General features: G+C 66.8%; 10 protein-coding genes. 8 read left to right on the forward strand and 2 right to left on the reverse strand.

What is annotated here, in order from left to right:
* The first annotated feature begins 546 nt into the window (after positions 1-546).
* Positions 547-1353 (forward strand): hypothetical protein, encoded by an 807-nt coding sequence (locus tag G6O54_RS34700; protein ID WP_165234804.1) that lies wholly within the window; start codon positions 547-549, stop codon positions 1351-1353.
* Positions 1354-1749: 396 nt separating this feature from the next.
* Here G6O54_RS34700 and G6O54_RS34705 read toward each other — a convergent pair whose 3' ends face one another.
* Both G6O54_RS34705 and G6O54_RS34710 read right to left on the reverse strand, forming a co-directional pair.
* Complete coding sequence (locus G6O54_RS34705; protein WP_205679138.1) at positions 1750-2613, reverse strand: hypothetical protein; 864 nt, start codon at positions 2611-2613, stop codon at positions 1750-1752.
* A gap of 338 nt (positions 2614-2951) precedes the next feature.
* The gene (locus G6O54_RS34710) at positions 2952-3641 is read right to left on the reverse strand and encodes a VIT1/CCC1 transporter family protein (RefSeq protein ID WP_205679139.1); all 690 of its coding nucleotides are present in this window, start codon (positions 3639-3641) and stop codon (positions 2952-2954) included.
* A 1596-nt stretch (positions 3642-5237) separates the two neighbouring features.
* Here G6O54_RS34710 and G6O54_RS34715 point away from each other — a divergent pair.
* The 7 genes from G6O54_RS34715 (at position 5238) to G6O54_RS34745 (ending at position 13821) form a co-directional block, all read left to right on the forward strand.
* Complete coding sequence (locus tag G6O54_RS34715) at positions 5238-7724, forward strand: serine/threonine-protein kinase (protein WP_165234813.1); 2487 nt, start codon at positions 5238-5240, stop codon at positions 7722-7724.
* A gap of 221 nt (positions 7725-7945) precedes the next feature.
* Positions 7946-8974, forward strand: a complete 1029-nt coding sequence (locus tag G6O54_RS34720) for a transposase (protein WP_165234816.1) — start codon at positions 7946-7948, stop codon at positions 8972-8974.
* 26 nt (positions 8975-9000) lie between these two features.
* On the forward strand, positions 9001-10167 hold the full coding sequence (locus G6O54_RS34725; RefSeq protein WP_165234819.1) for a TlpA family protein disulfide reductase: 1167 nt from the start codon (positions 9001-9003) through the stop codon (positions 10165-10167).
* Between the two features lie 140 nt (positions 10168-10307).
* Positions 10308-10922: a sigma-70 family RNA polymerase sigma factor gene (locus G6O54_RS34730; protein ID WP_165234822.1), complete on the forward strand. Its 615-nt coding sequence runs from the start codon at positions 10308-10310 to the stop codon at positions 10920-10922.
* An 86-nt stretch (positions 10923-11008) separates the two neighbouring features.
* Positions 11009-11266 (forward strand): hypothetical protein, encoded by a 258-nt coding sequence (locus G6O54_RS34735; RefSeq protein ID WP_165234826.1) that lies wholly within the window; start codon positions 11009-11011, stop codon positions 11264-11266.
* A gap of 179 nt (positions 11267-11445) precedes the next feature.
* The gene (locus G6O54_RS34740) at positions 11446-12555 is read left to right on the forward strand and encodes a DUF1559 domain-containing protein (protein WP_165234832.1); all 1110 of its coding nucleotides are present in this window, start codon (positions 11446-11448) and stop codon (positions 12553-12555) included.
* 102 nt (positions 12556-12657) lie between these two features.
* A complete protein-coding gene (locus G6O54_RS34745) occupies positions 12658-13821 on the forward strand; it encodes a TlpA family protein disulfide reductase (RefSeq protein WP_165234829.1) in 1164 nt (387 codons plus the stop codon).
* The last annotated feature ends 1302 nt before the right edge of the window (positions 13822-15123 follow it).

Below are 15123 nucleotides of genomic sequence, written 5' to 3' on the forward strand. Positions count from 1 at the left end.
GAAGATCGGGGGCCTCCAGCTCAACAATTCCCCATGTCAAGGAGTGGCGTCGCGAATCTCCCGGCGCGCGCTTCCGCCGGATGAACCTGGAATATTCGGGTGGAATGGCGGGGTACAGGTGCTGGAGCTTGATCCGACCGTGAACGGTCATGAACCTCGATTTCACCCCGACCTAGGAGAGATCGGTGGCCACGGGGGAGATCGGTGGCCACGCACTCATGGGGAATAATCGGGGAAGTCCGAGAGCCAGAGGCATCGCGAGTTCGACACGCCGACAGGTCGGAAATCATCCATCCTCCCCAAGATTCCGATCGTGGATGCGCGGCCACGGCTCCCTGCGTGGCCACTGAATCTCTGATTCCTCCCGGATTCCTCCGAGCCCAGTTCGGGCATACCGTGTCGAGCGGGGAGTCCGCGCGCGTCCCGATCGGGACCGCATACTCGGTCAGTATGGATCATGTATGAAGGAGGGTGTCGCAGGATTCGTTATGCCGCAGGAGGGCCAGCGTCGGGGCCGGGCGATTGAATCCGCGACAAGGGGGTCCCATGGGAGTTCGGATCGAAGCCTATGCGGTCGACGTGCCTGCCCTCGTCGACTTCCTGGCGCAACCGGTCGGCAGCGTGCTCCAGTACGTCGTCGATCATGGGACCGATCGGGAAGCCGGGGCGGTCTCCTGGTGGGAACCGGATCGCGGACCCGTCCGCGCCGTACCTGGCGACGCCGTTCTCCGGACTACCATCCCAAGAAGCGCGAGTCCGAGCCGAAGGGAAGACATACCGAATCCCGCCTCATCATGCGACCTGTTCCTGGCACGGGCGGCGAGTGAGCACGTTCGGGAGGAAAGCAGCGACGCGCTGCGCAGCCTCCTCAGAGCACTCAGCGGGTGCACGGGCATCGGCTTCGTCAAGAGGATCACGAGCGGTTACCGGAGGTGGTGGATCGGCAGTCTCCTCGACTTCACGGAGAAGAGCGGCTTGCTGACGCCGGAGGAGCTTGCCCGCTTTGCGCTCAACTGGCAGAAAGTGCTGCGCGGATACAAGTGCGGCTCGATGCTCCCGCACGCGGAAATTGATCTCAAGAGTTTCGACTTCCCCCTCATCCCGAGCGACGACCGCGGTCTGTGGATGGGAGTGTGGACGGAAGACGAGGCCCGCTTCATGATCGACCGGCTAGGCCGGATCCTCACCCTGGGACCCCGGTTCAAGGCGCCCCCGCTGCCGGAGGTCGGAATTGCTCCCGAGTCGGACGACGACTGGAATGAGTGGGTCCACGGCATGATCCGCGAATTCATGACGATCGGAGACATCCGCGGCTTCAGCCGGCTGGCAATGGTCAGTTTCATCGACAGCTAGCGGCGGCCTCGGATCGTCGGATCAAGCCATGGGATCGGTGGCCGGGGGCCGGATCGGTGGCCAGGCGCTCAAGTGGGTAGTCTGGGGAGATCGATAACCAGAGGCGTCGCGAGATCGACATGCCAACATGCCAGAAGTTATCAATCCTCTCTGAACTTGCGGCCTCGGATGCGTGGCCAATGTTACACGCGAAGTGGGGCCTCGGGATGGAGACAGTCAACGACTGACATTTCACCGACGAGTTCCCCAGGCTCGTCGGTGAGGCCGAGTTCACCGTTGGCGATCTTGCACGGAGCCACCGGATCCGTGCCGGGAAGCGAAGCTCGGGGCGCGGCGGTCATCCGCATGGGTGATTCGCTACGACGAGCTCCTACTCACTCGGAGAGACGGACTCCTTCAGCTCGGAGATCCCGTCCCGCGTCGTCCTGAGTACCAGTCCAGCACTCGTAGGGCGCGGAGTGTATTCCAACGACTGGGCTCGCCAGCCCCGCCCTCCATGTCGAATTCAGCGGGATCTCGGTGGGTGACAGCGAGCGGCCATCGGCCGTCCAGGTTTCGTCTCTCCTCCACATGGCCAATGACTTCCGCGACTCGTTCGTCCGGTTCAACATCGGCGGCTCGCAAGTAGTCGAGGCCCCTCAGCACGTCGTAATGCCAGGCGGTCGGGAACGCGAACTGCGTCCAGTCGTGATCCCCATTTCGGTCCTTGATCACCTCGCCGGTTGAGAGCCGCCGGAACATGCGACGCTCCAGGAGATACGCCTCTCCCCGCAGCCGCGCGTCCGTCACCCTGGCCGTCGCACCATTCGCTCTCTCATACTCGAGAAGTCCCTCGAGGACGCAGATCGTGGTGTGGAACGACGAGCGCACCGAGCCTCGCTCCGCCTCGCAGTTCCACCCGCCGTCCAGGAGCTGTTCGCCGAGGAGCCGTTCGAGCAGCCGGCCGCTCGGCTGGCCGAAGTAGGCGCCGAGCGACAGGACTCGGCCGTTGATGCAGGGCTCGACCTCGCCCTCGAAGAACGGCGAGTCACCGAACTCCGGCCCCCAGGTAACCTGGTCGCGGAGGAGGCCGACGGCACTGCGCGCTCGCTCGGACGCCGGGTCGAGGCCCAGTTCGCGGAGTAGCACGAAGGTGCCCAGGGTGGATTGCCACTGCGGGCACGAGCTCCCGTCCCCCCAGTTGCCATCCGATCGCTGCCGGTCCAGGAGTTTCGAACCCCAGCCCTCGGTAGCGACCCGCTCTCTCACACGGGCGATCATCTCTTCGGATTCGCCGACGACATCACGCATCACCTGCCAGCGAATCGAAGGGTCCGAATCGAGGAGCCATTGGACGACCGATTCCCTCGGCGCCGGGCCCGCTTGTCGGGGTGTCTTGGTAGCCATCGGCTTTCCGTTCCTTGGTTCGGCCAGAGCGCCTCGGCGGGCATGGGCGTGGTGTTGGTGAGTAATGCCGGTGCCGTCTGCCATAGGGCGATCGACGGCCCTCGATTTCTGGCGACGTGGGGGTATGGCCATCGAGAGGTTCGCGGCATGTCCGATTAACGAGACCGGCGATTCTCGCTCTCTTCCAACGGTCACGCCTCCGTGTACCACCTCTAGACGGTCGCACCGAACAGCCTCCCCACCAACGCCGACAGGCCCATGGCGAGCGCGCCCCAGAAAGTGACCCTGAAGGCACCCCGCCACATGATTGCGCCCCCGACACGCGCTGCCACCGCGCCTAACACGCCCAGGAGAGCGAGCGTGCTCGTGGTGACGAGGACCGCCAGCAGGGCCCGCGGGACCACAGCCGAGATCACGACCGGCAACAGGGCCCCAACGGCGAAGGACACCGCTGAGGCGAGCGCCGCTTGAAGCGGCCGCGCCGCCGTCGTGTCCGAGAGCCCGAGTTCGTCCCGGGCGTGAGCCTCGAGCGCGTCCTTGGCCATGAGTTGTTCCGCGACCTGTGCCGCGAGCGGTGGCGTCAGGCCACGGTCCACATAAATCGCCGCGAGTTCTGCTCGCTCGGCCTCCTCGTCCGTCGCAAGCTCGCGACGCTCGCGTGCAAGGTCCGCTGCCTCGGTGTCGGCCTGCGAGCTCACGGAAACATACTCTCCCGCGGCCATGGACATTGTCCCGGCCACCAGACCGGCGACGCCGGAGATGAGGACGGCGGACCGTGGGACGCCGGAAGCGGCGACACCGACCACCAAACTCGCCGTCGAGATGAGACCGTCGTTTGCCCCCAGGACGGAGGCGCGCAACCAGCCGATGTGTGTCGTTCGATGACGCTCAATGTGGTGCACTTGACCTCCCTGTATTTCTGCCGGCCGGCTCGCCCCTTCATCGTATCCCGGGGGCAGATAGGGGAGCATTCATAAATCTCGACGAGCCTAGGAAAGGTTGGGCGATGCCCTGTTGATCGGAAAGGCAAAACAGCCATTGTTCGAATCGATCCATGGCTCCTGGCGTTCTCTCCGATCCAAGGTCTCGGACGGCCATACGGCGCACACCAGGCCCACGATCGGTGGCCACACGATCGGTGACCAGACACTCGAGGGGAGTAATCTGGGGAAGATCGAAAGCCAAAAGAATCGAGAAACCAACAAGTCTACATAGTCAAGGCCCCCATATGTCCCAGGTTTCGATCTGGTTCATCCGGCCGAAGCGTGCCCCGGATGAGCGGCGGGGCAGTTCACCTCCCCCCAGGGAGTCTCTCCTCAGGGTGAGACCGTCCTTCGTAGGGTGCGTCAAGCGGAGCGCAGACGCACCGGATCGGATCGGCACCAGGATGGCGAGGATTCCCCGTTCGGGCAAGGCACAGGGACCTCAGATCGCTCGCTCGTCCACCATGCCTCGGCGGTCCGGTGCGTCTGCGCTCCGCTTGACGCACCCTACGAAAGGCTCATCCGGCGGAAGCGCGCGCGGGCTTCAGGACGACGCCAAATCCGGCTCTCCCCCTTGGTTAGAGGGGAACGATTTCTGTCTCGGCCCGCCCCGGCAAGTGAGCCCGAGACGGCATCGGGACTCGCGACGATCACCTATCGTCGCTCGAGTGCAAATGGCAAATCAAGGTTCGCCGGTGCTTCTCGAACTCGCGACACAAGCCAGGTGCATGGTGTGCCCGAACCGGCGAATCTAGACTTTTCCCATAGAACAAGTTTAGAATGTAGCTCTCCAGGGACGATCCTCCGCCGCTGGGTGAGTCGTGCTCACGGACGTCTCTCAGGCCAGTGGTCAGGTGCCAACAAGCGAGCGGGACTGGGATCAGAAGGTTAGCCAGCTTGCCCGAGTTGGGTTCGAGCGAGAGACCTCCGGCTCGGGACGAGAGAACACGGCTGATCCACCACGTTTGATCATGCGAGCGGGATCGAATGTTCCTTCGAGGAGTTCCAACCGGCGATGGATTTCGGGGTGCGAGGTGATGGGCCGAAGGACGCCGCCCGCCCGGTCGGATCGCTCGGGCACGGCGGGCGAGGGTGCCGCGGCACGCCGGCGATGGCCGGCCTGGGCGAGGTGCTCGTGATCGCGACCGCCGGGCGTCGCGGGGTCGGAGGGTCCGGCCGGAAACGACGCGAGGCCACGCACCAGGGAAGGGAGGACCGTTCGAGACGCGGCGACGGCGCCCTGGCGCGTTCCCGGGACCTTCCGGCTCGCCGCCCGGGCCGCGGCACGCCGAGATCCGTGGTTTGCGGCGCTCGGGATGTGCTAGCATGGTTCATCCGTGGGGTGGTTCGCGTCGAGCGGCGAACACCGCGGCGGCGCCGCCTGGCCTGGCCATCCTCTCCGGCCGGGCCGAAGACCCGATGTCGCAGGTCATCATCCCAGGGCGGCATTACGCCCGCCCGACGGAGAGCGTCACGTCTCTTCGACCGTCCTCGGCTCAGCGTCGAGTCCCCGCGATGATCGACAACGATCGCCTCGTCCGTAGCGAAATCTCGGGCCCGAATTCGGCCCTGGCGAACGCCTCGCAGGCGGACCTCGACCCCGCGCTGGCGGAACTCTTCGACGAGCTGACCCAGCGGATCCAGGACGGCGAGCCCGTCGATCCCGAAGCGGTCGCGGCCCAGCACCCGGCCTGGGCCGGCTCGATCCGGCAGCTCCTGCCGGCGCTGGTGCGGGTGGCCCGGGCCGGGAAGGTCGTCGCCGACGCCTTCCTCCCCGGCGAGCCGGACCGCGAGGGCCGCCGCCTCTTCGGCGACTTCCAGATCGACCGCGAGATCGGCCGGGGGGGGATGGGCGTCGTCTACGAGGCCCGCCAGTTGCCCATCGGCCGACGCGTCGCGCTCAAGATCCTCCCGCCCGCCGCGGCCCTCGACTCGAAGGCACTCCAGCGGTTCCAGCTCGAGGCCCAGGTCGCCGGGCTGCTCCAGCACCCGGGGATCGTCCCGGTCTACGCCGTCGGCACGATCGGCGGCGTGCCCTATTACGCCATGCAGTACGTCGAGGGCCGCAGCCTGGCCGACATCATCGCCGAGCTCCGCAGCCCATCGGACTCTCCCGAGCCGGCGGCACCGAGCCGGGACGACGCCAGTCCCGGAGCCCTGGCCGCCGGATTGCTCTCGGGCCGCTTCGCCCGGCCCCGTTCCGAGCCCGGCGGCGACGGCCGCCGTCAGCCCCCCTCCGCGCCGGATGCGGAACCCGGCGAGGCGAGGAACCCGACGATCCGCAGCGGGGCCTATCTGCGGACGGTCGCCCGCCTCGGCATTCAGGCCGCCGAGGCGCTCGGGTACGCGCACGACCAGGGCGTCACCCACCGCGACGTCAAGCCCGCGAACCTGCTGCTCGACACCAAGGGAACGCTCTGGCTGGCCGACCTGGGCATGGCCGACGTCCAGGGCGGGACCGGGCTGACCCTCACCGGCGACCTGCCCGGGACGCTCCGCTACATGAGCCCCGAACAGGCCCTCGGCCACCGCGCGCTCGTCGACCGCCGCACCGACATCTACGCGATCGGCGCCACGCTCTACGAATTGCTGATCCTCGAACCGGCCGTGAAGGGGGCCGACAAGCAGGAGATCCTGCGTCGGATCGCCGAGGACGAGCCGGAGCCGGTGCGGCGGCTCAACCCGGCGATCCCCGTCGACCTCGCCACGATCGTGCACAAGGCCCTGGCCCGGGACCCGTCGGCCCGCTACGAGACGGCCAGGAAGCTGGCCGACGATCTGGGCCGCTTCCTCGACGGCCGCCCGATCGCCGCCCGCCCGGTCGGGCCGGTGGCACGGGCCTGGCGGTGGTGCCGGCGCAAGCCCGCGATGGCCGGCCTCGCCGCGGCGCTGGTGACGGCGCTTCTCCTGGGCTTTGCCGGCATCTCCTGGAACTGGCGAGAGGCCGTCCGCCAGCGGAACGCGGCCGAGTCCCAGAAGGCCCTCCTCGTCGTCGCCGAGCGGAAGGCGTTGGCCCAGGCCGACCGGGCCGAGGCCATCAACCGTTTCCTCATCGACAAGATCCTGGGCCAGGCCGAGCCCGGCACCAACCAGGACGCCCGCCGGCTCACGGTGCTGGAGGCCCTCGACCGGGCCGCGGACGAGGTCGGCCGGTCATTCGCCGATCAGCCCGAGACCGAGGCCGCCATCCGCATGGCGATCGGTAACTCCTATCACGGTTTGGGCCAGTTCGCCCGTAGCGAGCCACACTTCCGCGCGGCCTGGGAACGCCTCGAACACCTCCCCGGCGGCCCCGGGGAGGACGGGCTCGCGGCCCTCGCCGAGCTCGGCCACGCCCTCTTCCACCAGGGACAGCACGATCCCGCCAGCGAGATCCTCCACCACGCCTCGCGGGAGGCCGCCCGCATCCTCGGAGGGGAACACCTCCTCACCCTCCGCACGCTCGAATACCTCGCCTCGACCGAGATGAGCGCCAAACGTTACGCCGAAGCCGAGGCATTGAATCGCCAGGTCCAGGACGTGCGGCGTCGCGTGCTCGGGCCGAAAGATCGCGAAACCGTCACATCGACGCACAACCTCGGCCTGTCGCTCCTGGGGCAGAAGCGATACCTGGAGGCGGAGCGCCTCTTCCGGGAATGCAGCGAGGCCCAGCGAGAGGCCCTCGGGCCACTCTCCCCCGATCGGCTCACCACGCTCGAGAACCTGGCCCGGACGCTGGAACCGATGGGGCGGCTCGAGGAGGCCGAGGCCCTGCTCCGCGAGTGCATCGAGGGGCGTCGCAAGGTGATCGGCCCCGAACATCCCTATATCCTGAGCAGCATACTGACACTGGCCTCGGTGCTCGAGAAACGAGGCCGGTTCGACGAGGCCGAATCGCTCGCGAGCCGGTGCGTCGAGGTCCGACGACGCAGTCTCGGACCGGACCATGCCGACACCGTCCAGGCCGTCGAGCGGCTGGCAAAGGTCCGCGATGCCCGCGCCGCGCTCGCCAGGCCCCGCTGAGCGCCCGTGCCCGACCAGGCGAGCGTGGGGCGTCAGCCCCCTGTCCGAGTGTCCGATCGAATCAGCACCAGGCGAGCGCGGGCGTCAGCCCCCTGTCCGAGTGTCCGATCGAATCAGCACCAGGCGAGCGGGGGGCGTCAGCCCCCTGTCCGAGTGTCCGATCGAAACAGTACGGAAGACAGGGAGCCGACGCCCCCCGCTCGCCTGAGAGGGAGGTACGGATGATCGACTGGGACGGGATCGGCCGCATCTGGTTCTTGACATGGACGACCTACGGGACCTGGCAGCCCAGTGATGAGCGTGGCTTAGTCAGCCACAAGTTCGAGGGGCATGTCCCCGAGCGTCGGAATAATGAGCCAGGCCGCCCCTATGATGACGGCCGGGGAGACCTGCGTCGCATCGCCGAGAGCAAGCTGGACGGGGATCCCGTGCGATTGACCCGGGTCGAGGCCGGGTGTGTCCGACGCCAGCTCGAGGAGACCGCTCGTCATCGCGGCTGGCCACTCCTGGCCGGCGCGATCATGGCGAATCATGTCCACCTCGTGGTCGGTGTCCCCGACGATCCCGACCCATCGGCGCTGCTCCGGGACTTCAAGAGCGATGCGAGCCGCGCCCTCAACCGGCGGGATGGAGGCATACCCAGGTCGAAGTGGTGGACGGAGCAGGGTTCGACGCGCAAGGTCGCCCACCTGGACAACCCGGAGGCCCTCCTGCAGCACGTCCGCAATCAGCCGCACGCCCTGGAGGTCTGGTTTGACGCGACCTTTCGTCCGGGCGAGCGGGAGGCGTCGGCCCCTGTCCGGATGATTGAAACCCAACGCGAGCGAGCGTGGGGCGTCGGCCCCCTGGCGCCTCTGCCGATTCAACCGGACAGGGGGCTGACGCCCCCCGCTCGCCTGATCGCCTTCCGGAGACACGACTTGGGACGAAAAGGCCGTTTCCGATGCGGAAATTCCGAAATTCCCGTGCATCCTCCCCGCCGCCGCTTGCAGGACCAGGAGCAGAGGAGCTTCACGACCATGACCGAGGCGACGCAGGCGACCCGAGACCTCTTTGAGCGCGCCGGCCGCGGCGATCACGACGCCCGCCGCTCGACGCTCTCGACACGCTCCGGCGGCGAAGGGATCAGCGCCGACCAGTACCGACGGCTCGGCCTTGGGAATTCACGGAGAAGATCGAACTCGCTTGGCGTGAGTCTCGTGACCCCTCCGGGACCGATGACCGAAGGTTGCCCCCCCACCGAATCATGATCCGACCAATCCCAAGGAAACCTCGAATGAATCGAGCCTGGATGATCCTCGCCCTTCTGATCGTGATCCCCGCCCCCGCGCGAGCCGATGACGCGAACGCCCCGGCCTCGCAGAGTGACGGCTCCCTCGCCGCCCTCAAGAAGGCCTACAAGGACGCCGAGCAGTCCTACTCTGACGATGTCGAGTCTGCCACCAGGGGCGCGAAGAACCAGGAGGAGATAGAAAAGGCCCTCGAGGCGCACAAGCTCAAGGTGCCCGCCTACCCCGGGGAGTTCTCGCCCCGGTTCCTCGCCGTTGCGGCGAAGGATCCTCAGGGGCCGGAGGCCCTGGAGGCCCTCAGGCTGGCCCTTCGGATTGGTCCCGACAGGTCCGGCAAAGCGATCGACACGCGTGTCACGGCGCTCAGACTCCTCCGCGTCCATTACACCACCAGCCCAGATCTCGATCGGGATCTCCTGAGTCTCATCGCCCGCTACAAGGAAAGGGAGGCCCGGGCGTTCCTCGACGACGTCGTCGATCGCAATCCCGATCGCCGCATCCAGGCCCTGGCGCTGCGGGCCAGGGCCGACTACTACACATGGAGCGTCAGAGTCGCGAACGACCTCGAAACGAACGGAGATCTCCGGAAGGACATCGAGATTGCCCTGGGGAAGGAAGTCGTCGCCGAGAAGGTGACCGAGGGGAAGTCGAACCGCGGCAAGGCCGAACCGATCCTCGCCACCCTCCGCGAGCGGTACGCCGACGTCCTCCCCCCCGTCGCGATCGGGGATCCCGCCCCGCCCCTGGTGGGCCAGACCCTCGACGGCAAGACGGCCAGGCTCGCCGACCTGAGGGGCAAGGTCGTCGTCCTCGACGTCTGGGCCACGACCTGCGGGCCGTGCAAGGAGATGATCCCCCACGAGCGCGAGATGGTCGCCAGATTGAAGGGAAAGCCCTTCGAGCTGATCAGCATCAGCGGCGACGAGAAGAAGGAGACGCTTAAGGGGTTCCTCGCGAAGGTCCCGATGCCCTGGACTCACTGGTGGGACGGCCCGGAGGGTAAGCTCCAGGAGCAACTGGACGTCCAGGGATGGCCCTCCACGTTCGTGCTGGACCACACCGGGGTGATCCGTTTCATCGGGGTCCGCGGCGAGGAGATGGAGGAGGCCGTCAACGCCCTGCTGAAGGAGGCCGAGGCGAAATCCGCCGGGTGAGTGTCCGCCCCGCTCGCCGGATCGCCCTCCGGAGACACGACTTGGGACGAAGAGGCCGTTACCGACGCGGAAATTCCGAAATATCCGTGCATCCTCCCCGCCGTCGCTTGCAGGACCAGGAGTAGAGGAGCTTCACGACGATGTCAGAGGCGACGCAGGCGACCCAGGATCTCCTTGAGCGTGCCGGCCACGGCGATCACGACGCCCGCCGCGCGCTGCTGGGGCTGTACCGGGACCGGCTGCTCCGGATGGTCTCGGCCCGGCTCGACACACGGGTCGCCCCCCGGGTCGACGCCTCCGACGTCGTCCAGGAGACGCTGGCGGATGCCGCCGACCGGATGGACGATTACCTCCGCGAGCGTCCGCTCCCCTTCTTCGGCTGGCTCCGTTCGCTCGCCGGCGAGCGCGTCATCCAGGCCCACCGCCGCCACCTCTACACCCAGCAGCGGAGCGTCGCCCGCGAGAGCCGGCTGCCGGATCTCTCGGACGTGTCAACGCTCGCCTTCTGCCGCCAGCTCGTGGCCGCCGACACCAGCCCGAGCAACCGGATGTCCCGGCAGGAGGAGGTCGAGCGGGTCCGCGAGGCGCTCGCCGCGCTCTCGCCCCGCGATCGCGAGGTCCTGATCATGAGGCACTTCGAGCAGCTCGGCACCGCCGAGATCGCCGAGGCCCTCGGCCTGGCCGAGTCCGGGGTCAAGTCCCGACTCCTTCGCGCCCTCGCCCGCATCCGCTCGGTCATGGAGATCGACGCATGAACGATCGCACACGCCGACGAGTGGTCCAGGTCGCGAGGGAGGATGTCCCCCCAGGAGATCGCCCCCGATCGATGAAGGAGATCGTCATGCCAGATTTGCCATTCTGGTCACCACGGGTGGCGGCGGGTTCCCTGGTGCTCGCCCTCGCCCTGGTCGCCGCGGGGGGGTGCGGCGAATCGTCACCGCCCGCGGCGTCGCCCCGGCATGAGGCGATCACGAAGAAGCTCGCCGAGGTCAAGAATCCACAGGAACGTCTCCAGGCCCTTCGCGATGTCGCGCGGTTCCCCGATGGCAAGCCCGAAGCCGCGGTCAAGGGCAAGGCGAAGGGGGCGCGGAGGAAGTGAGACCCTTCCCCGAACGGGCGAGCGGGGCGCGTCAGGCCCCGGTCTCCCGTGTCTTTCAATCGACCGGACAGGGGGCTGACGCCCCTCCCCTCGCCGCGGAAGCCGACCTCTCCCACGTTGTCCCCAGGGCTGCCATCCCCCTTCTTCCAGGTCCGCCAGGCCCCACAGGAGTCCCCGTCATGACCGCCTTGCCATCGCCCCGGCGCCCCGCGTCCGGTTTCACCCTCATCGAGCTGCTTGTCGTCATCGCCATCATCGCCGTGCTGATCGCACTCCTCTTACCCGCGGTCCAGTCGGCGCGCGAGGCCGCCCGCCGCGCCCAGTGCACCAACAACCTGAAGCAACTGGCGCTCGGCGCGGTGAACTACGAGAGCGCCAACGGCTGCTACCCCTTCGACGGACAGCGGGCGACCATGACTCCCGAGGAGGTCAACGGCATCGGGCAGATGTCCATGTTCGTCCGCCTGCTGCCGTTCGTCGAACAGTCGGCCCTCTACAACGCGTTCAACCAGAACCTGTACGCCACGCATCCGAGCAACATCACCCTCGCCGGGGTTGCCGTCGCGACGCTCTTCTGCCCGAGTGACGCGCCGGCCCAGGACTCCCTCGACCTCGGGGGGCCAGACCCACTGGGCTTCTCGCCCAGCCTTGGTGCGGGCTGGGGCTACGTCTTGCCGCCGGGATCGTGGCGGCAGACGGGCCGCAGCTACGCCGGCTCGGGCGGCCCGTTCGGGTTCCTCGGGATCCAGGGCATGTTCAACCCGCTGAGGAAACTCGTCTCGGTCGCGATGGTCACCGACGGGACGAGCAACACGATGATGTACTCGGAGATCACCTCGGGCTCCTGGATCGACGCGTCGGCCGGCGAGTTTTTCGCTCCGAACTCGGCTCTCATCCTCAGCTACCGGCCCTTCTGGAACGTCATCAACCAGGGCGACAACTTCGTCACACTCTATCCCCCCAATCCGTGGCGTTACCTGAGTCGGAGGGCGAATAATTCCGCCTTCTTTCTCGCCCAGATCGCCTCGAGCTTCCATCCCGGCGGCTTCAACGCCGCCTTCGCAGACGGCTCGGTCCGTTTCCTCAAGGAGACGATCAACTCCTGGACTCTCCCCGTTCAACCCGATCCGACCTTCGGGCAGTCGGCCTCTGCCGATCCCTCCTGGTACACGGAAACCTATACATCCGGCCTGATTTACGATGCCTACACCCCCGTCGCCAAACCCGGGGTCTGGCAAGCGATCTCGACGATCAACACGGGCGAGGTTGTCAGCGCAGATCAGTATTGACGTATTGATACTATCACCAGTCTGGCGGGGGTCACGGGTTCGGCAACCGCGCACCCCTCAGCCATGCGGTTTCGAACACACTGAACTGAGAGGAAGCCCCGAATGAGCCGACCGCTGATCGTCCTGACCCTCCTGGCCGCGGCCGCCTCCGCTTGGGCCGACGACGCCAGATTGAAGGCGACCGCCGGGGACAACTCGCTCGCCGCGCTCAAGGCGGCCTACGAGGACGCCGTGAAGGCTTACGAGACTGAGGTCTCGACCGCCTACGAGGCCGCGAAGAGGAAGGGCGAGGCCGCCGTCAAGGCGTTCAAGGTCGAGGCGACCGACCCGTCGGCCGCGTTCGCGCCGAGGTTCTTGGCGATCGCCGAGAAGGAGCCCGAGGGCCCCGACGCGATCGAGGCCATCAGGCTGACCCTGAAGAGCGACCATGACAAGAATTACGAGCCCACTGTCCTTTCGAAGAAGGCCGTCAAGATCCTCCGCGATCGCTACACGACCCGGCCGGAAATCCGCGACCTGCTTCGGGAATTGAGCTATCTCGGCGACGACGAGACCGCCGACTTGCTCGACGAGGTCGTCCGGAAGAACCCCGACCGCTCCCTCCAGGCGCTCGTCCTCAAGCGGAGGCTGGGCCGCGGCGAGATGGCGGTCACGAACCTCGCCCTGAGCAAGAAGCCCGAGAACAAGGCGGATTTCGACAAGAGCTATCGCGAGGACGCGTCGATCCGCAAGATCATCGACCTGCAGGTCCGCTACGCGGCCGAGGTCGAGGGCCTGAAGAAGACCCTACGCGAGAAGTACGCCGAGTACTACACGGAATTCAGCATCGGCGCCATGGCCCCTGAGGTCGTGACGCAGGACATCGAGGGGAGGACCGTCAAGCTCAGCGACCTGAGGGGCAAGGTCGTGGTCCTCGACATCTGGGCCACCTGGTGCGGTCCGTGCAAGGCGATGATCCCCCACGAGCGCGAGATGGTCGGACGGCTCAAGGGCAAGCCGTTCCAACTGGTGAGCATCAGCTATGATCAGGAGCTGAAGTCGCTCACCGACTTCCTCGCGAAGGAGAAGTTGCCCTGGGCCCACTGGTGGCCGGGCGGCACCAGGGCGAAGTTCTTCGAGGACTGGAACGTCACGCATTTCCCGACCATCTACGTCCTCGACACCCGGGGGGTGATCCGCCACACCGAGCTTCGTGGCGAGGCGCTCGAGGATGCGGTGAACGAGCTGCTGAAGGAGGCCGAGGCCGAGGCGAAGGCCGCCGGCTGAGTGTCCGCCCCGGAAGTCGGTTCCCGCGGCGATCCGGGGACGTCGGCCCCGTGTCTGCGATGCCGATCAAACCGAAGTCGGGCAGGGGGCTGACGCCCCCCGCCCGCCCGATCTTGCCCCACACTCCGAACTCCGGATGCCACGATGCCGCCCGGTTCGACCATTCGCCGGCGGATGGCGGGGCGCTGTGGCGGACGCCACAGGCACCCGGGAGGGGAGGGGATGATCGTCCTCTCCTGCCGTGGTTGGTGAGGTTGGCCGGGGGACAGGCACGAACGCTGGTCCTCCGAACTCTCCGACTCGCCTGGCCATGAACCGTGGCCATGAACCGAGGGGAGAGGCATTCCTGTCGGGCATGCAACCCGTGCCCATCCTGCGACCCGAATTCCTGGTGCTGTCAAGGCACTCGTGCTTTGTCACAGCTAAAAGGACGGGTTGACGAAGGCGATCCCGATGTCCGAGCCGGAAGCGTCGGCGACGGTCAATTCATGATTCATGATTTTCCGTCGCGGACGCTTCCGGCTCGGAGAGATCCGAAATCCAAGCTGCGGCAGAGCACTCGTTCATCAAGCGATCGTGCGGCCGCTGATCCTGCGCCCACCCGGTCGCCGGGCCGAGCCGCCTCCCGCGGGGCTGGACCGGAGATGACGGCATGGGGAGTAGCCACGGCTTGCCCCATCGCCGGAAGGAGCCGACTCCCGCGAGACCCGGGACGCGGTGCCTCCATCGTTCACGGTGCGGTTGTAGGATCCCTTCTGCGGATTTTCTCCATTTTGGTGAAACTCGGGGCGTGATTGTCGGGACTGTATTGAGCAGGGAGGGAGTCTTGCGCGCCACGCGTGCGGGAATCCCGAGCGGCTCCTTGGCAATCCGCGAGACGGTGAATGAGCAGGTTGGACCGGCCCGCGCGGAGGACGCGGGCCGGCGGGATTCGTGATGAAATGGACGATCAAAGCCAAGGTCATTCCGCGACGCAAACCCTTGATTCGCAAAGGGAAACACCAAGGATTCGCGGCCGTTGATTTGACGAACAAACCCAATTTCGCTCCCAGCGGGGAAGCCGCGGAAGGTCGCCGCAAGCCTACCGAGGGAAGGCCCTGCCGGCGGGCGGACGGTCACGAATCCCGGCGACGGCTGAGCTCGCGATGCGGAGGTTGGTCGGAGCGCGAAAGTCGGCCCACAAGTCGACCGAGGGTAGAGCGAGAGACCGGAATCGGGGATGGCAAAGCCAATTTGAAATCGACGAAAGTGCTTTCTGAGAAACAAGATAAGAATCGCATAAGATTCAGCTCACGCGACAAA

Origin of the sequence: Aquisphaera insulae, from assembly GCF_011064615.1 — a bacterium.
GTDB classification, from domain to species: Bacteria; Planctomycetota; Planctomycetia; order Isosphaerales; family Isosphaeraceae; genus Aquisphaera; species Aquisphaera insulae.